Below are 16233 nucleotides of genomic sequence, written 5' to 3'. Positions count from 1 at the left end.
GGACGCCGCTCGCTACGCTCTAGAACGCGAGACGAAGGCCAATCCGGTTTCCGGAAGCCAGTCCTTCAGCGGAAACAAAGAAAACGCTGTCCTGCCACGTTATCCTGACGCAACGCCCCATGGACGATCCGAACGCCCGACTGGTTGCCACCCTGCTGGAGGCGCGGCAGCGCCACTGCTTCCCCCCCGACGTGCGAAAGGCGGCGCCGGAGTTCGTCGCGCAGGTGCTGGGGCTGCTCTTCCCCCACTTCGCGGAGCGGCTGGAGTGCAACGCCGCCGCGGTGCGCCGGGACGTCACCGCCGTGGAGGCGAGCCTCCAGCGCATCCAGGGGCTGCTCGCGCCGCACTACCCCGTCACGGACGCGGGCATGTCCTCGCGCTTCATGGCGAGGCTGCCGGACCTCTACGACTGGCTCCAGCAGGACGCTCGCGCCATCTTCGAGGCGGACCCCGCCGCGCGCAGCGTGGACGAGGTCGTGCTCACCTACCCGGGCTTCTACGCCATCGCCATCTACCGCGTGGCGAACGCGCTGCACCGGCTGAACTTCCCCCTGCTGCCGCGCCTGCTCACCGAGTACGCCCACCAGCGCACCGGCGTGGACATCCACCCGGGCGCCACCATCGGCCGCAAGTTCGTCATCGACCACGGCACGGGCCTCGTCGTTGGCGAGACGACCGTGATTGGCGACAACGTGAAGCTCTACCAGGGCGTCACGCTGGGCGCGCTGATGGTGGAGAAGGCCCTGGCGGACAGGAAGCGCCACCCCACCATCGAGGACGACGTGGTGGTGTACGCGAACGCCACCATCCTCGGGGGTGGGACGGTGGTGGGCAAGGGCAGCATCATCGCCGGCAACGCGTGGCTCACGCAGAGCGTGCCCGCCCAGTCCGTCGTCACCCGCCGCAGCGAGGTGCGAGCGCGCAACGGCGACGAGGGCCTGGACGTCCTCGACTACCAGATTTGAGCTTCCCTCACGCAGTGCCCGTTCCCCACTCACAGGAGACGCCATGAAGGTCGACAACATCCTGCAGACCATTGGCAACACGCCGCACGTGCGCATCAACCGGCTCTATCCGTCGCGCGTCACGGTGCACCTGAAGCTGGAGCGCGCCAACCCGGGCGGCAGCATCAAGGACCGCATCGGCCTGGCGATGATTGAAGACGCGGAGAAGAAGGGCCTCCTCAAGGAGGGCAGCGTCATCATCGAGCCCACCAGCGGCAACACCGGCATCGGCCTGGCCATGGTGGCCGCGGTGAAGGGCTACAAGATCATCCTGGTCATGCCGGACTCCATGAGCGTCGAGCGCCGCCGCGTGCTGGCCGCCTACGGCGCCACCTTCGACCTCACGCCGCGCGCCCAGGGCATGAAGGGCGCCATCGCGCGCGCCCAGGAGCTCGTCTCGCAGACGCCCGGCGCGTGGATGCCGCAGCAGTTCGAGAACGAGTCCAACATCGAGGTCCACAAGCGCACCACCGCGCAGGAGATCCTCAACGACTTCCCGGAGGGGCTGGACTACCTCATCACGGGCGTGGGCACCGGCGGCCACATCACCGCGTGCGGCGAGGTGCTCAAGGCGAAGTGGCCCAAGCTGAAGGTGCTCGCGGTGGAGCCGCTGAAGTCCCCCGTCATCAGCGGCGGCGCGCCGGGCCCGCACCCCATCCAGGGCCTGGGCGCGGGCTTCATCCCGAAGAACCTGCACACGGACATCCTCGACGGCACCATCCAGGTGGATGAGAAGGACGCCTACGAGTTCACCCGCCGCGCCGCGCGCGAGGAGGGCATCTTCGTGGGCGTGTCCTCCGGCGCCGCGCTGTCCGCGGTGAACCAGCAGCTGGCGCAGATGCCGGACGGCAGCCGCGTGCTCGCCTTCTGCTACGACACCGGCGAGCGCTACCTCTCCGTGGAGAACCTCTTCCCGGCGCAGTAGCCGTCCGCGTGCGCCACGGTCCGGGTGGGACGCCTCACCCGGGCCGGTACGCGCGCACCAGGTCCACCAGCCGGTCCATCTCCTCGTGCGTGTTGTAGAAGTGCGGCGACAGGCGGATGCGCCCGCGCCGGACGGAGTGGGACACCTTCTGCTCCGACAGGTACGCGCTGAGCGCGCGCACGTTCGCGCCGGGCGGCAGGAAGGTGAGGATGCCCGCGCGGTCCTTCGGCTCGGGGCCCACGTCGTACCCCAGGTCGCGCAGGCCCGCGTCCAGCCGGGTCAGCAGCTCGCCAATCCGCGCGCCGATGGCGTCCGGGCCCACCTCCAGCAGCAGCTCCAGCGCGGCGCCCAGGGCGTAGATGCCGGGGTACGCGGCGCTGCCCTCCTCGAACTTCGCCGCGTCCGCGCGCAGCTCGAAGTGCGAGCGGTTGAAGTTCCACGCGTCGGTGGTGCTGCGCCAGCCCACCAGCGCGGGGCGCACGCGCGGCAGCACGTCCTTCGCCACGTACAGAAAGCCGATGCCGGAGATGCCCAGCATCCACTTGTGGCTGTCCGCGCTGAGGAAGTGCGCGCGGCTCCGCTTCACGTCCACCGGGATGCAGCCCACGCTCTGGATGCCGTCCACGCACAAGAGCACGCCGGAGCGCTCACACACTTCGCCCAGCGCCTCCAGGTCCGTGCGGTGGCCGGTGGCGAACTGCACCGACGACACCGCCACCAGCCGCGTGCGAGGGGTGAGCACGGACGCCACCGCCTCCGGCGTCACGCCGCCGCTGGGCGTGGGAATCTCCCGGACCGCCACGCCCCGGGACTGCAGGTGCTGCCACGGGTAGACGTTGGAAGGGTACTCGAGGCTCGTGGCGACGGCGACCTCGTCCCCGGGCCGCCAGTCCAGGCCCTCCGCCACCAGCCCCAGACCGTGGCTGGTGTTGCGCACGAAGGCCACCTCCTCCGGGGAAGCGCCGATGATGCGCGCGGCGAGCCCGCGCACCTTCTCGCTGTGGGCCTCCCAGCTCCGCTCATTCAGGACGCCGTGGTTCACCACGTCGTCCATCCACGCCTTCACGGCGGCGGCGGCGCGCAGGCTGGTGGGCGCGACCCCTGCGTGGTTGAGGTAGAGCTGTTCCTTCAGGACGGGGAACTCGGCGCGGTAGGACTCGAACGGGGCAGGCATGTCCAGCGAGTGTAGCCACCCGCCCGCCGTGAGCCGCACGCTCCGCGGAGCCCGTCGACTACAGGACGACCAGCAGGCCCAGCGACGCCGTGGGGTACACCGTGCGCAGGCCCAGGTTGCTGGAGCCCACCTGGAGCTCGCGCACGTCCGTGAAGGTGAAGCCCGGGCCGGCCCGCGCGGACAGGCCCACGCGCCCGGAGCCCGGCCGCCACATCACGCCCAGCGTCGGCTCCAGGAAGGCCGTCGTCGTGTAGTCCTTGCGGTCCGGCACCGCCGCGCCGTCGGGGCGCGCGACGAACTCCTCCAGGCCCAGCGTCATCCCCACGAACGGGCGCACCGTGCCGTTCGCCAGGAAGGCGAGCGTGTAGCGGCTGTCCACGCCCACGCCGAAGTTGAGCTTCACGTCGCTGCCGCTCACACCGGTGAAGCGCGCCTTCGCGCCCAGCGACCGGTTCCACCCGCCCGCGCGTCCCAGCAGGCCGAACGCCAGCCGCGAGTCCCGCGACGGCGCCACCTCCGCCCGGATGCCGTACAGCGAGCCGTCCAGCGCGGGCGGCTGCAGCTCCAGCAGGAATGCCCCGCGCCGCTGCTGCTCCTGCCCCGTGGACGAGGACGCCATGTCCTGCGCCATCGCCGGCACCGACACCAACGCCGCGCCCACCGCCACCGCCTGCACCCACTGCATCGACCGCTTGGACTCGACTCGCATGGCCCGTCTCCTTGGATTTAGCCGCACGACTAACTTAGTCACACGACTAACTAAGACCGACAACGCGGGATGTCAAGCCGACGAGCGGACGCCGGCCTTGCGGGGGTGGGAGGCGGTGCCCTATGGGTCTGGGATGCCTTCTCCCCGCCGTGGCAAGACGCCGACTCCTCCGACCGCTCCGGAGCCTGACGCCCGGGCGCGCCTCATCGCCGCCGGCCAGCGCGTGTTGGGAGAGCGCGGCTACGACGCCGCGACGGTGAAGGAGGTGGCGCGCGAGGCGGGAGTGAACCAGGGGCTGGTGCACTACTACTTCGGCAGCAAGGACGCGTTGCTCCTGGCCGTGACGCAGGAGGCGAGCCGTCAGTACATGTCGGAGCTGGAGCGGCTGCGCGCGCAGACACCCGCGGAGGAGCTGGCGGAGACGGCCTTCTCCTGGGGCGAGAAGCTGGCGACGGACGCGCCCGGGACGTGCCGGCTGCGCTACGAGCTGTTCGCGCTGGGCCTGCGCAACCGGGACCTGACGCCCGCCGTCTCGCAGCTGCTGGGCCAGGGCGACGAGGAGATCGCCCGCACCGTGGCGCACGTGCGCACGGGCCACGGCGCGGCGCCCACCGCGGAGGACCTGCACTACGCGGTCATCATCAAGGCGTGCGTGGACGGGCTCGCGCTGCACCACCAGCTGGACAAGGGCTTCGACCCGCTGCCCGTGTACGCGCTCCTGCGGCGGATCATCCTCGCGAGCATCGAGCAGCCGCCTCCTCCCCGCGCGCCCACGCGCAAGCCCAAGGCCCAGGGCCGGCGCGCGAAGCCGTCACCGCGCCCGCCGCGCAAGGCCCCGGGCCCGCGCCGCCGCTGAAGGCAGCAGCCGGGGCAGCGCCAGCCCCAGAACACACGTTCAACATTCAGTGGCTTCACCAACCCACCGGGGCGCAGGATGCCCCGCATGGATTTCCAGCCCTCCGCCAGGACGACCGAATACCTGGAGCGCGTGAAGCGCTTCATGTCCCAGCACATCGAGCCGGTGGAGGCCGCCTACCTCCAGGCCCTGCACGCGATGGAAGCCGGCGGAGACTGGCGCCAGTGGAAGGTGCCGCCCGTGATGGTGGAGCTCAAGGCGCGCGCGAAGGCCGAGGGGCTGTGGAACCTCTTCCTCCCGGACGCGAAGCTGGGCGCGGGCCTGAGCACGCTGGAGTACGCGCCGCTGGCGGAACAGATGGGCCGCAACTTCATGGCGCCGGAGGTCTTCAACTGCAGCGCCCCGGACACCGGCAACATGGAGGTGCTCTGGCGCTACGGCTCCCCGGAGCAGCAGGAGCAGTGGTTGAAGCCGCTGCTCGCGGGCGACATCCGCTCCGTGTTCTGCATGACGGAGCCGGACGCCGCGTCGTCGGACGCCACCAACATGCAGGCCACTGCCGAAGTGGACGGCGACCACGTGGTGCTCAACGGCAAGAAGTGGTGGTCCAGCGGCCTGGGCCACCCCAACGCCAAGGTGGCCATCTTCATGGGCCGCACGTCCCAGGCGGGAGCGGACCGCCACCACCAGCACTCCATGGTCCTGGTGCCGCTGGACGCGCCGGGCGTCGAAATCATCCGCATGCTGCCCGTCTACGGCGACCATGACGCCCCGCACGGCCACGGCGAGGTGCACTTCCACGACGTGCGGGTGCCGGTGTCCGCGATCATCTCCGGCCCGGGCATGGGCTTCGAAATCGCGCAGGGCCGCCTGGGGCCGGGCCGCATCCACCACTGCATGCGCTGCATCGGCGCGGCGGAGCGGGCGCTGGAGCTGATGATCGACCGCGGCATGGGCCGCACCGCGTTCGGCAAGCCGCTCATCAACCTGGGCGGCAACCGCGAGCGCGTGGCGGAAGCACGCATCGCCATCGACCAGGCCCGCCTGCTCACGCTGTACGCGGCGTGGAAGCTGGACGACGTGGGCGCGCTGGGCGCGATGACGGAGATTTCGGCCATCAAGGTCGTGGCGCCCAACGTGCTCCAGCGGGTGGTGGACGACGCCATCCAGGTGCACGGCGGCGCGGGCGTGTCGCGCGACACGCCGCTCGCGGGCTTCTTCGCCCAGGCGCGCAGCCTGCGCATCGCGGACGGCCCGGACGAGGTGCACAAGGGCGTCATCACCCGCATCGAGCTCGCGAAGCGCGGCTTCAGCAAGGGAGGCTGAACATGACGACCCCGGTCTCCATCCCGCTGGACGAGGGGAAGGCCGTGCGCTCTGGCGAGGCGCTGGACGTGCCCGCGGTGGACGCGTGGCTGAAGGCCCAGGTGCCCTCGCTCCAGGGCACCCCGGAGGTGACGCAGTACACGGGCGGCGCCTCCAACTGGACCTACCGGCTCAAGTACGAGAACCGCGACCTCATCCTGCGCAGGCCGCCCGCGGGCACCAAGGCGAAGTCCGCGCACGACATGTCGCGCGAGTACACGGTGCAGCAGGCGCTCAAGCCCGTGTACCCGGTGGTGCCCACCATGGTGGGGCTGTGCCAGGACCCGGCCGTGCTGGGAGCTGAGTTCTACGTGATGGAGCGCATCCCCGGCCTCATCCCGCGCAAGCACCTGCCCAAGGGGCTCAATCTGGACAAGGCCCGCACGCGCCAGCTGTGCCTCAACGTGGTGGATCAGCTCATCGCGCTGCACTGCGTGGACGCGCAGGCGGTGGGCCTGACGTCGCTGGGCAAGGGGCCGGGCTATCCGCAGCGTCAGATTTCGGGCTGGTCCGACCGCTACGAGAAGGCGCGCACCTGGAACGTGCCCCGGATGAAGCGCACGCGGGACTGGCTGGCCGCGCACGTCCCGCCGGACATCAAGACGTGCGTCATCCACAACGACTGGCGCTTCGACAACGTGGTGCTCAAGCCGGAGGACCCCACGCAGGTCATCGGGGTGCTGGACTGGGAGATGGCCACGCTGGGCGACCCGCTGATGGACCTGGGCAACACGCTGGCCTACTGGGTCCAGGCGGATGACGACGCGTTCCTGCGCATGACGCGGCGGCAGCCCACGGACCTGCCCGGCATGCTCACGCGCGAGGAGGTGGTGGCGTACTACCTGGAGCGCACCGGCCTGAAGCCCGTCAACTGGACCTTCTACGAGGTCTACGGCGTGTTCCGGCTCGCGGTCATCGCGCAGCAGATCTACTACCGCTACCACCACAAGCAGACGCGCAACCCGGCGTTCAAGAACTACTGGCTCATCGTCAACTACCTGGCCTACCGCTGCCGCCAGCTCATCAAGAAGGCGGGCGGCTGATGGGCGCGCTCTACCTCATCCGCCACGGCCAGGCGTCCTTCGGCGCGAAGGACTACGACAAGCTGTCGGACGTGGGCGTGCAGCAGGCGCGCGTCCTGGGTGAAGCCCTGCGCTCGCGACTGCCGAAGGTGGACGCGGTGGTGACCGGCACGATGCTGCGCCACCGCGAGACGGCGGACGCGTGCCTCCAGGCGCTGGGCCAGCAGGTGGAGCCCGTGCGGACGCCAGGGTTCAACGAGTTCGACCACGAGGAGGTCGTGCACCGGCACACGCCGCGCTACGCGGACTTCGCCGTGCTGCGCGAGGAGCTGGCGCAGGCGAAGGATCCGCGCCGCGCCTACCAGGACCTCTTCACGCAGGCCGTGGGGCGCTGGGTCGCGGGCGGCCACGACAGCGAGTACCGGGAGTCCTGGGCCGCCTTCAAGGCGCGCTGCCTGGAGGCGCTGGCGACGCTCGTGGCGTCGCTTGGGCCCTCCCGGACGGCGCTGGTGTTCACTTCCGGCGGCCCCATCACGGCCATCAGCCAGGACCTGCTGGGCATCCCGGACGAGCATGCGTTCCGGACGAACTGGACGCTGGCGAACTGTGGAATCACGAAGGTCCTCTACAGCGAGCGGGGCCGGTATCTGTCCACGCTCAACGAGCACGGACACTTTGAGGGCGAACACCGCGCGCTCATCACCTACCGCTGAGGTGGGGGGCTCGCGTAGCGTGGGCCCATGACGCGGTGCCTGCTCAACATCGACCTGGGGGAGCTGCCCGGGGAGGACGAACAGCTCTACGCGCTCGCGCACCTGGCGAACATCGCCTGTGGAGGACACGCGGGGGATGCGGCGTCCATGCGGCGGGCGCTGGAGCTGTGCGAGCGCCACGGCACGCTGGCCGGAGCGCACCCGTCGTACGCGGACCGCGAGGGCTTCGGGCGCAAGGCCCTGGACGTGGCGCCGGAGGTGCTGCGCGCGCAGGTGGCGGAGCAGTGCGGACGGCTGGCCGCGCTGGCCCGCGAGCGCGGCGTGCCGGTGCGGCATGCGAAGCCCCACGGCGCGCTGTACCACGCGGCCAACAAGTCCCCCGCGCTGGCGCGCGCGGTGGTGGACGGCGTGGTGGAGGCATTGGGAACCGACGTCACGGTGGTGGGGCCCGGCGCGGGAGCGCTGAGGGACGCGGCGGTGGCCACGGGACTCAAGTATGCGCGTGAGGGCTTCGCGGACCGGGGCACGCTGCCGGACGGTTCGCTGATTCCACGAGGCCAGCCCGGCGCGGTGCTGACGGACGTGGGGCAGGCGCGACAGAACACGGTACGGCTGGCCACCGGCGGCACGGTGGACACGCTCTGCGTGCACGGCGACACCCCGGGCGCGGTGACGCTGGCCCGCGAGGTGCGCGCGATGCTGGACGCGCTGGAGCAGCCACCCGAGCCCATGGGAGACAGCGCGCTGCGGCTGGTGCTGCCGGAGGCGGTGGACCGGGGCCTGGCGAGAGAGGCCCTGTGCGCGCTCCCGGGCGTCCAGGACGCGGTCATCACCGAGGCCCACGCGTGCGTGTACTTCGACCCGGCGACACCGCCGGAGTCCCCGGCGCTCGCGTTGACGCGGCTGCGCGTGGCGCCCGTCGCGTCGGTGGAGCATCCGCTCATCCGCATCCGCGTGCGCTACGACGGCGAGGACCTGCCGAAGGTGGCCGGGCACGCGGGCCTGTCCGTGGAGGAGGTGGTGCGGCGCCACACGGCCCGCGAGTACACGGTGCGCTGCGTGGGCTTCCTGCCCGGCTTCGCGTACCTGGGAGACGTGGATCCTCGCATCGCGTGTCCCCGGCTGCCGGTGCCGCGCACGCGGGTGCCAGCGCTCGCGGTGGGCATCGCGGGTGAGCGCACGGGCGTGTATCCGTTCGCGTCACCGGGAGGCTGGAACCTCGTGGGCACCGCGCTGGACTTCACCGCGTTCGACCCCCAGCGCGGCGCGGTGCTGCACCTGGGCGACCGCGTGCGCTTCGAGCCGGTGGACGCATGAAGGCCCTGCTCAGGAGGCCGGGCAGGAACGCACGGCATCCCATGGATGCCGCCAGGGTCGAAGCCCAGCCACACTCACGCCACGCGAGGACGGATGAACACGCCCGCGGTTCCGCCAGGCCCTTGAGCAAGCAGGGTCTACACCTCTTGTCTGACACGGATCTGCCCCGTCTGGCAGCCGGACCGGCATCCGCTGCCAGGGTGAAGCGGACGCTCCCCGCTCCGGTGCTCCCAACTGGTCCGACTGTCGGACCGGTTTCCGCGGCCAGAATGGAGCGGGCGATCCCCGCTCCGATGCTCCCAACTGGTCCGACTGTGGGACCAGTTTCCGCGGCCAGAATGGAGCGGCTGCTCCCCGCGCCAGTCCTCCCAACCTGTCCGACTGTCGGACCGGTTTCCGCTGCCAGTGGGGAGCGGACACGCCCCGCTCCGGTGCTCCAAACCTGTCCGACTGTCGGACCGGTTTCCGCTGCCAGAGTGGAGCGGACGAGCCCCGCCCCGGTCGTCTCAACCTGTCCGACTGTCGGACAGGTTCGCGCGGCGCACAGCCGACGTGGAGCCTCAGCCGGGTTCTCACCTGCTCATCCGGGAGACAGAGCCCATGTCCAAGGGACCTGGCACGACCATGCGGGGTGAAGCGTCATGAGCGCATGGGTGGAGATTGCCGGCCTGGGCGCGCCCGCCACGGTGCAGGACGGTGGACGGCCTGGGGTCATGCATCACGGCGTGCCGCCCGGCGGCGCGTGGGTGCCGGAGTTGCTCGTCGCGGCGAACCGCGCGGTGGGCAATGCACCGGGCGCCGCGGCGTTCGAAGCCTTCGGCCGGCTGGAGCTGCGCGCCCGGGGCCGTGACGTCCGAGTTTCCGTGGATGGAGAGGCCCCCACCCTCCTCGCGGACGGCGCCACGCTCACAGTGCCCGCCCCCACCGGGTACGCCGTGCGCTACGTGGCCGTGGATGGCGCGCTGGCCGTCCCTGAGATCCTTGGTGGCCGGGGCACCCTGTGGGTGGCCCGTCTGGGCGGATGGGAGGGTCGGCCCCTGCGCAGCGGAGACCGGATCCCGCTGGGTCCTCCCACCACGCCTTCCGAAGCCGACCTCCTGCGTCTCACCGAAGCCCTGGACCCCGCCGCCCCGCTGCGCGTGCTCCTGGGCCCGGATGCGTCCCGCTTTGGCGACGCGGCCGTGGCGCTCCTCCTGGGCAGCACCTTCACCGTGTCGCCCTCCAGCGACCGCGTGGGCCAGCGCCTGGACGGGCCTCCCGTGCCTCACGGCGACGAGGGCGCGGGCACCTCCCGCCCCATGGTGCGCGGCGCCATCCAGGTCACCCTCTCCGGGACACCCATCGTGCTGGGCCCGGACCACCCCACCACCGGGGGCTACCCGCTCATCGCCGCCGTCATCCGCGCGGACTGGGGCCGGCTGGGGGCCCGTCGTCCGGGCGCCCCGGTGCGCTTCCAGGCCGTCTCCCTGGAAGAAGCCCAGCGCGCCTGGAAGAACCACCCCGCCCGGCCGGCAGGGACAACTTCGGGCCCCCTCCCGCCGATACTGGGGGCATGACTCCTCCGAAGATCGGCCCGCGCACCCCGTCCACGACCCGCCTGCCGGAGCCGGCCGTCCCGCCGCGCCCCCGCAACGAGGTGAAGCCCGGGAAGGCCCAGGAGAAGTCCCTCTTCGAGTCGCCCAAGGGCGGCAAGGCCCCGGTGGCCCTGTCCACCCCCGCCGCGGCCCCCCAGCAGGGCGGCCCGCGCCCCACGCCGGGCAGCTACCCCAGCGCCCAGGACGTGGCGAACATCGCCGCGATGAAGGACCCCGTCGCGCGCAACCTGGCCATCACCCAGGGCTACCACGACCTGTCCGACGCCGTGGGCACGCTCCTGGGCAAGGAGAACGCCAACTGGTCCACCTACGCGACGTGGGCCTCGAAGCAGGCCGGCGTGAGCATCCGCCAGGAGGACATGCCCAAGGCCTTCGTGGACGTCCTCAAGGGCGGCGGCGTCGTCGGCGCGGCCATGTCCAAGGTGGACGACCTCCTGCGCAAGCTGGGCCTGCCCGCCATGCCCACCGGGGACATCGCCAGGGCTGGCGCGGACGCGCTCGACAACGTCAGCAAGGCCATTGGCGACGGCAACCAGTTCGTCTTCAAGGAGGTGGGCCACGAGTTCGCCCGCTTCGTGGAGACCTTCCAGGGGGACACCCAGCTGGACCCGGCGAAGCTCCAGAAGTACCTGGACGGCTTCCCCAAGGACAAGCCGCTGCTCAAGGACGCCTTCGGCAACTACGCGAAGGCCATGTTCGAGAAGGACCCGAACAAGAAGGCGGAGCTCATGCTCCTGGCCAACGACACCGTGGGCCTGCACGAGCAGACCCAGCTCCAGGGCTACGTGGAGAAGGCGCTCAACGCGCCGGTGAAGGAGGTCTTCGCCAACATCCTCAAGAAGAGCATCGAGGCCGGCGCCAACGCCCTGCCCTTCCCCGCCAACCTCGCCGCCAAGGCCGCCATCAAGTCGGGCGTGGTGGACCTGGCCACGAAGCCGCTGGTGGACGCGCTGGCCGGCGCGTTCCGGGGCATCGCCACCGAGCACATGATGAAGCTCGCGGTGCCCGGCGGCGCGCTGAAGCTGGGCAATGACCTGCCGCCCCCTCCGGGCATGGAGTCCACGCTCTTCCCACCGCACCTGCGCACCATCGAGGACCCGAAGCTGAAGGCGCTGCTGGGCCGCATGGACAAGACGCCCGACAGCCTCCATGGCACCGCCGCGAAGGACTGGAGCCAGCTGGATCAGCGGATGAACTACATCGTGGACCTCTTCCGCTCGCGCCAGTCGGATCCGCACCTGTTCGACCAGCCCTTCGGCAAGGAGGCCCACTACCCCGTGGCGCCCTCCAGGCCGCGCCCGTCCGCACCCGCGGTGTCGTAGGCCCCGCTCCCACCCCCGGGGAGGGCTCCGGCCGTGAATTCGCGGCGGCCCGATGCGTCCATCCTGGCATCCGACGCACTTGAAGGAGCCTCCCCCATGATGGCGAAGTGGCTGCTGGCAACGATGGCGCTGTCCCTCCCGGCCCTGGCTCACGCAGACGGTCCCCGCGGCAACAACCACGGCGAGCAGGTCCAGGACCGCCAGGAGCTGCGGCAGGACCGCCGCGAGACCCGGGATGATCACCACGACCTGCGCCAGCTGGAGTCACTGCTCGCCCGCTATGACTCCGCTCGCGGCCGCTCGGCGCGCCGCGACCTGCTCCAGGTGGAAGACGAGCTGCGCGGCTACGTGGCGTCGGAGCTGAACGAGTCCCGCCGCGAGCTGTCCCAGGACAAGCGGGAGGCGCGCACCAGCGCCCGCGAGGTGCGCCACGACGGCTACCGCCGCGACGACCGCCAGGACCACCGCGACGACGTGCGCGACGCCCGCCAGGAGTCCCGCATGCTGCAGCAGACGCGCTCCATCTCCCAGGAGCTCAACGGCCTCTACGGCCGGCTGGACAGCCGCAGCCTCTCGCGCAAGCGCATGCTCATCGCCGACCTGGTCCAGCTGGCCCGCGCCGAGCAGTCGCAGAACCGCCAGGAGACGCGCGAGGACCGCCGCGAGGCCCGCGAGGACAGCGGCTGGCACTGACCGAGCGTCACGCGTCCTCGGCGGCGGTGAAGCCCTCCAGCCGCGCGATGCCCAGCTTCTTCATCCGGCTCTGCAGCGTGGACGGCTTGAGCCCCAGCAGCGCCGCCGCCCCGCCCTCGCCGTAGACCCGGCCCCGGGTGAGCGTGAGCACCCGCAGGATGTGCTCACGCTGCACCGCCGCCAGCGTGGGCACCTTCGCCCCCGCGGGCAGCGGCGCCGGCGTCTCCTCCACCGACGCCGGGCCCGGCGCCTCCCGCGCGCGCTCGCCACCCGGAAGGTCGAAGGACTGCGCTGTCAGCTCCTGGCCGCGCGTGAGGATGGTGGCGCGCTCCAGCGCGTTCGCCAGCTCGCGCAGGTTGCCCGGCCAGTCGTACGCAGCCAGCCGCGCCAGCCCCGACGCCGTCACCCGCATGCCCCGCCGGCCCGTGCGCTTCGCCTGCTCGTCCAGGAGGAACACGGTGAGCTGCGGCAGGTCCTCGCGCCGCTCGCGCAAGGGCGGCAGCCGCAGCGGGAAGACGCTCAGCCGGTAGAAGAGGTCCTCGCGGAAGCGCTTCTGCGCGATGGCCTGGTGCAGGTCCACGTGCGTCGCCGCGAGGATGCGCACGTCCGCCCGCACCGTCTTGTCGCTGCCCACCGGCTCGAACGCCTTCTCCTGGAGCGCGCGCAAGAGCTTCGCCTGCAGCTCCACCGGCAGCTCGCCAATCTCGTCCAAGAGCAGCGTGCCCCCGTGCGCCATCTGGAAGCGGCCCGCGCGGTCGCGGTTCGCGCCGGTGAAGGCCCCCTTCACGTGGCCAAACAGCTCGCTCTCCAGGAGGCCCGCCGGAATCGCCGCGCAGTTGAGCGACACGAAGGGCTGGTCCGCCCGCGCGCTCCAGCGGTGGATGGCCCGCGCCAGCCGCTCCTTGCCCGTGCCCGTCTCCCCGGTAATCAGCACGGGCGTGTCCGTCTCCGCCACCTGCCGCGCGCGGCGGGACAGGTCGCGCATCACCGGGCTCAAGGACGACTCCAGGATGCCCTCGGAGTCCCCGCCCAGCTGTGACTCCAGCAGCTTCGCGTGCTCGTGGTCCTGGCGGTGCAGCCGCTCCGCCGTCGCGCGCTGCTCGGCGCCCTGGAGCGCCGTGGCCAGCATCTGCCCGTACACCTCCACCAGGTCCACCACCGGCTGCGCGTACGTTTCACACTGCGCGCGGTCCAGCGTCAGCACGCCGTAGCAGCGCTCCCCCGCGCACAGCGGCACCACCATGCACGCGTGGCCCGCGGGCAGGTCCAGCACCCCGTCGAACGGGTCGCCATCCCCGTGCGAGTGGTCCTCCTCCGTGAACGCCCGCGCGCGCCGCGTCTCCAGCGCGTGCTTCAGGGACGGGAAGTCCGACAGCTGCAAGGAGTGCTTGCGCACGGCCTGGTTCGCGAGCGGGCCGCGCGCCGCCACCGCCTCCAGCCGCCCCTCCTTCAGGAGGAACAGCGTGGCCAGGTCGAAGGGCACCACGCGCGACACCCAGTCCAATCCCCGACGGAGCAGCTCTCCCACCCCTTCTTCGGTGGTTGCCAGCTCGACCAGCTCCCGAGCATCCTGCGTCACTTCCGGGTGGCGCCCCATCAGTTCATCCGGCATGTGTTAGCGATAATAGCGGCCCACCGAAATTGCAGTGGCGAAAGGCACCGGGATTTCGTTATTCACCGTCCCAGCGCCACCGCCCCGCCGGTGCTGATGTCCGGGGAAGACGTAACCCCCTGACATCAGGGCAATTGAAGCATTGGCACGGTGGATGCTTTACCGGTAGCAACTCACAACCTCTGGGGTGGACCACGGTGGCCCGCCCCCCATCCCCGAAGGAGTCGAATCCCATGCTGACCGTTGGCGACAAGCTTCCGAACTTCAAGCTGAAGGGCACCGTGAGCCTGGAGAAGAACAAGGAGTTCCAGGACATCTCCAACGACACGTACAAGGGCAAGTGGACCGTCCTGTTCGCGTGGCCGAAGGACTTCACGTTCATCTGCCCGACGGAGATCGCGGAGTTCGGCAAGCACAACAAGGACTTCCAGGACCGCGACGCGCAGGTGCTGGGTCTGTCCACCGACAGCGAGTTCGTGCACCACGCGTGGCGCACGCACCACCCGGACCTGAAGAACCTGCCCTTCCCCATGCTGGCGGACATCAAGCGCGAGCTGTCCAGCGCGCTGGGCATCCTGCACAAGGAAGAGGGCGTGGCCCTGCGCGCCACGTTCATCGCGGACCCCGAGGGCATCATCCGCCACGTGTCCGTGAACGACCTGTCCGTGGGCCGCAACGTCAAGGAGACCGTCCGCACGCTGGACGCGCTCCAGACCGACGAGCTGTGCCCGTGCAACTGGCAGAAGGGTGAGGAGACCCTCACCTCCAAGCTGCAGAAGGCGGGGTAAGGCACCATGGCTTCGCTCGAAGTCGTCCGCAGCGAACTCGCGGACGCCCACAAGGACACCCGCCTCAACCTCTCCGCCGTCCTGGAGGGAGGAAGCCTCACCCCCGAGCAGCGCTGGGGGACGGCCGTGGCTTGCGCCTTCGCCGCCCGGAACGAGCGGCTGAAGGAAGCCATCCTCAACGAGGCGAAGCAGGCCCTGGGCGACAAGGCCACGCCGGTCATCGAGGACGCCCGCGCGGCGGCCTCGCTGATGGCGATGAACAACGTCTTCTACCGGTTCCGTCACATGGTCGGGAAGGAGTCGTACGCGACCAAGCGCGCCGGTCTGCGGATGAACCGGCTGGCCCAGGTGCTGACCAACAAGGTGGACTTCGAGCTGGTCTGCCTCGCGGTCAGCGCCATCAACGGCTGCGAGATGTGCATCCAGTCGCATGAGAAGGTCGTGCTGGAAGGCGGCCTGAGCGAGGACCACGTGCACGATGCGGTCCGCATCGCGAGCGTCATCCACGCGGCGGCGGTGGGGCTGGAGTCCTAGTCCCCTCGTCGTTATCTCTGAGCTGTGATTGCGCCCTCCGGTGGATGACACCGGGGGGCGCTGTCTTTTCCTCTCACCCGAAAGGAACGTGTTCGTCATGGCCCTCTACAAGAGCCCCAGCCCCCTCTCCGAGCAGTCCCGCACCGCCATCGCCGCCACCCTCAACGAGCGGCTCGCGGATGGGTTGGACCTGCACTCGCAGATCAAGGTGGCCCACTGGAACATCAAGGGCCCGCAGTTCGCCGCGCTGCACCCGCTGTTCGAAACCTTCGCGGTGAGCCTGGCCAACCACAACGACTCCATCGCGGAGCGCGCGGTGACGCTGGGCGGGCGGGCGTACGGCACCAGCCGCCACGTGGGCAAGAACAGCCGCCTGCCGGAGTACCCGCAGGAGACCTCGCGCGACCTGGAGCACGTGAAGCTGCTGGCCGAGCGCATCGAGGTGTACCTCACCGGCCTGCGCGAGAGCCGCTCTGCGGTGGAGGGCCTCAAGGACACCGACACGGTGGACCTCTTCACGGGCATCATCACCGAGTTCGAGAAGCACGCCTGGTTCCTCAGGGCCTCCCTGGAAGGCTAGGGGCTGCGCCGAAGCAGGGGGCGC

The 16233-nt window shown here is 70.8% G+C and carries 16 protein-coding genes; 13 read left to right on the top strand and 3 right to left on the bottom strand.

All coding sequences use genetic code 11. The features are described from left to right. The first annotated feature begins 119 nt into the window (after positions 1-119). Both epsC and cysK read left to right on the top strand, forming a co-directional pair. Positions 120-965 (top strand): serine O-acetyltransferase EpsC, encoded by an 846-nt coding sequence (gene epsC, locus AABA78_RS25775; protein ID WP_171420478.1) that lies wholly within the window; start codon positions 120-122, stop codon positions 963-965. Positions 966-1008: 43 nt separating this feature from the next. Then, positions 1009-1929 carry a cysteine synthase A gene (gene cysK, locus AABA78_RS25770; protein ID WP_338266718.1) on the top strand — a complete coding sequence of 307 codons (921 nt, stop codon included), beginning with the start codon at positions 1009-1011 and terminating at the stop codon, positions 1927-1929. 34 nt (positions 1930-1963) lie between these two features. Here cysK and AABA78_RS25765 read toward each other — a convergent pair whose 3' ends face one another. Together AABA78_RS25765 and AABA78_RS25760 are read right to left on the bottom strand one after the other, a co-directional pair. Continuing rightward, complete coding sequence (locus tag AABA78_RS25765; protein WP_338266717.1) at positions 1964-3103, bottom strand: aminotransferase class V-fold PLP-dependent enzyme; 1140 nt, start codon at positions 3101-3103, stop codon at positions 1964-1966. Positions 3104-3161: 58 nt separating this feature from the next. Further along, positions 3162-3812 (bottom strand): hypothetical protein, encoded by a 651-nt coding sequence (locus AABA78_RS25760; protein ID WP_338266716.1) that lies wholly within the window; start codon positions 3810-3812, stop codon positions 3162-3164. A gap of 133 nt (positions 3813-3945) precedes the next feature. Here AABA78_RS25760 and AABA78_RS25755 point away from each other — a divergent pair, with 133 nt between their 5' ends. The 8 genes from AABA78_RS25755 (at position 3946) to AABA78_RS25720 (ending at position 12695) form a co-directional block, all read left to right on the top strand. Then, a complete protein-coding gene (locus tag AABA78_RS25755) occupies positions 3946-4668 on the top strand; it encodes a TetR/AcrR family transcriptional regulator (RefSeq protein WP_338266715.1) in 723 nt (240 codons plus the stop codon). An 87-nt stretch (positions 4669-4755) separates the two neighbouring features. Further along, positions 4756-5994, top strand: a complete 1239-nt coding sequence (locus AABA78_RS25750; protein WP_338266714.1) for an acyl-CoA dehydrogenase family protein — start codon at positions 4756-4758, stop codon at positions 5992-5994. A gap of 2 nt (positions 5995-5996) precedes the next feature. After that, positions 5997-7076, top strand: a complete 1080-nt coding sequence (locus AABA78_RS25745) for a phosphotransferase family protein (RefSeq protein ID WP_338266711.1) — start codon at positions 5997-5999, stop codon at positions 7074-7076. After that, positions 7076-7768, top strand: coding sequence for a histidine phosphatase family protein (locus AABA78_RS25740; RefSeq protein WP_338266709.1), 693 nt, complete (start codon positions 7076-7078; stop codon positions 7766-7768). Before AABA78_RS25745 ends, AABA78_RS25740 begins: the two co-directional genes overlap by 1 nt. A 27-nt stretch (positions 7769-7795) precedes the next feature. Then, positions 7796-9085 (top strand): LamB/YcsF family protein, encoded by a 1290-nt coding sequence (locus tag AABA78_RS25735; RefSeq protein WP_338266708.1) that lies wholly within the window; start codon positions 7796-7798, stop codon positions 9083-9085. A 641-nt stretch (positions 9086-9726) separates the two neighbouring features. Further along, on the top strand, positions 9727-10641 hold the full coding sequence (locus AABA78_RS25730; protein ID WP_338266707.1) for a 5-oxoprolinase subunit C family protein: 915 nt from the start codon (positions 9727-9729) through the stop codon (positions 10639-10641). Continuing rightward, on the top strand, positions 10638-12002 hold the full coding sequence (locus AABA78_RS25725; RefSeq protein ID WP_338266705.1) for a hypothetical protein: 1365 nt from the start codon (positions 10638-10640) through the stop codon (positions 12000-12002). The genes AABA78_RS25730 and AABA78_RS25725 overlap by 4 nt, the downstream gene beginning before the upstream one ends. Positions 12003-12098: 96 nt before the next feature. Then, positions 12099-12695, top strand: coding sequence for a hypothetical protein (locus tag AABA78_RS25720; RefSeq protein ID WP_338266704.1), 597 nt, complete (start codon positions 12099-12101; stop codon positions 12693-12695). Positions 12696-12702: 7 nt separating this feature from the next. On the opposite strand, the gene AABA78_RS25715 is transcribed toward AABA78_RS25720, so the two are convergent. Further along, positions 12703-14307, bottom strand: a complete 1605-nt coding sequence (locus AABA78_RS25715; RefSeq protein ID WP_338266702.1) for a sigma 54-interacting transcriptional regulator — start codon at positions 14305-14307, stop codon at positions 12703-12705. A gap of 233 nt (positions 14308-14540) precedes the next feature. Here AABA78_RS25715 and AABA78_RS25710 point away from each other — a divergent pair, with 233 nt between their 5' ends. The 3 genes from AABA78_RS25710 (at position 14541) to dps (ending at position 16209) form a co-directional block, all read left to right on the top strand. Then, positions 14541-15095 carry a peroxiredoxin gene (locus AABA78_RS25710; protein WP_014394422.1) on the top strand — a complete coding sequence of 185 codons (555 nt, stop codon included), beginning with the start codon at positions 14541-14543 and terminating at the stop codon, positions 15093-15095. 6 nt (positions 15096-15101) lie between these two features. Next, a complete protein-coding gene (locus AABA78_RS25705; protein ID WP_171414560.1) occupies positions 15102-15629 on the top strand; it encodes a carboxymuconolactone decarboxylase family protein in 528 nt (175 codons plus the stop codon). A gap of 97 nt (positions 15630-15726) precedes the next feature. Next, entirely contained in the window at positions 15727-16209 is a 483-nt protein-coding gene (gene dps / locus AABA78_RS25700; RefSeq protein ID WP_338266697.1) for a DNA starvation/stationary phase protection protein Dps, read from the top strand. The last annotated feature ends 24 nt before the right edge of the window (positions 16210-16233 follow it).

This window comes from Corallococcus caeni, from assembly GCF_036245865.1.
Taxonomy (GTDB): domain Bacteria; phylum Myxococcota; class Myxococcia; order Myxococcales; family Myxococcaceae; genus Corallococcus; species Corallococcus caeni.
Note: the sequence above shows the minus strand (reverse complement) of the source record. Positions and strands in the feature narration are given on the sequence as shown.

What these genes read in the sequence shown, in the direction of transcription:
- AABA78_RS25755 (WP_338266715.1), top strand. Translation starts at nt 3,946, where the DNA reads ATGCCTTCTCCCCGCCGTGGCAAGACGCCGACTCCTCCGACCGCTCCG.
- AABA78_RS25765 (WP_338266717.1), bottom strand. Translation starts at nt 3,103, where the DNA reads ATGCCTGCCCCGTTCGAGTCCTACCGCGCCGAGTTCCCCGTCCTGAAG.
- AABA78_RS25715 (WP_338266702.1), bottom strand. Translation starts at nt 14,307, where the DNA reads ATGCCGGATGAACTGATGGGGCGCCACCCGGAAGTGACGCAGGATGCT.
- cysK (WP_338266718.1), top strand. Translation starts at nt 1,009, where the DNA reads ATGAAGGTCGACAACATCCTGCAGACCATTGGCAACACGCCGCACGTG.
- AABA78_RS25745 (WP_338266711.1), top strand. Translation starts at nt 5,997, where the DNA reads ATGACGACCCCGGTCTCCATCCCGCTGGACGAGGGGAAGGCCGTGCGC.
- AABA78_RS25740 (WP_338266709.1), top strand. Translation starts at nt 7,076, where the DNA reads ATGGGCGCGCTCTACCTCATCCGCCACGGCCAGGCGTCCTTCGGCGCG.
- AABA78_RS25725 (WP_338266705.1), top strand. Translation starts at nt 10,638, where the DNA reads ATGACTCCTCCGAAGATCGGCCCGCGCACCCCGTCCACGACCCGCCTG.
- AABA78_RS25730 (WP_338266707.1), top strand. Translation starts at nt 9,727, where the DNA reads ATGAGCGCATGGGTGGAGATTGCCGGCCTGGGCGCGCCCGCCACGGTG.
- AABA78_RS25720 (WP_338266704.1), top strand. Translation starts at nt 12,099, where the DNA reads ATGATGGCGAAGTGGCTGCTGGCAACGATGGCGCTGTCCCTCCCGGCC.
- AABA78_RS25750 (WP_338266714.1), top strand. Translation starts at nt 4,756, where the DNA reads ATGGATTTCCAGCCCTCCGCCAGGACGACCGAATACCTGGAGCGCGTG.
- AABA78_RS25710 (WP_014394422.1), top strand. Translation starts at nt 14,541, where the DNA reads ATGCTGACCGTTGGCGACAAGCTTCCGAACTTCAAGCTGAAGGGCACC.
- dps (WP_338266697.1), top strand. Translation starts at nt 15,727, where the DNA reads ATGGCCCTCTACAAGAGCCCCAGCCCCCTCTCCGAGCAGTCCCGCACC.
- AABA78_RS25735 (WP_338266708.1), top strand. Translation starts at nt 7,796, where the DNA reads ATGACGCGGTGCCTGCTCAACATCGACCTGGGGGAGCTGCCCGGGGAG.
- AABA78_RS25760 (WP_338266716.1), bottom strand. Translation starts at nt 3,812, where the DNA reads ATGCGAGTCGAGTCCAAGCGGTCGATGCAGTGGGTGCAGGCGGTGGCG.
- AABA78_RS25705 (WP_171414560.1), top strand. Translation starts at nt 15,102, where the DNA reads ATGGCTTCGCTCGAAGTCGTCCGCAGCGAACTCGCGGACGCCCACAAG.
- epsC (WP_171420478.1), top strand. Translation starts at nt 120, where the DNA reads ATGGACGATCCGAACGCCCGACTGGTTGCCACCCTGCTGGAGGCGCGG.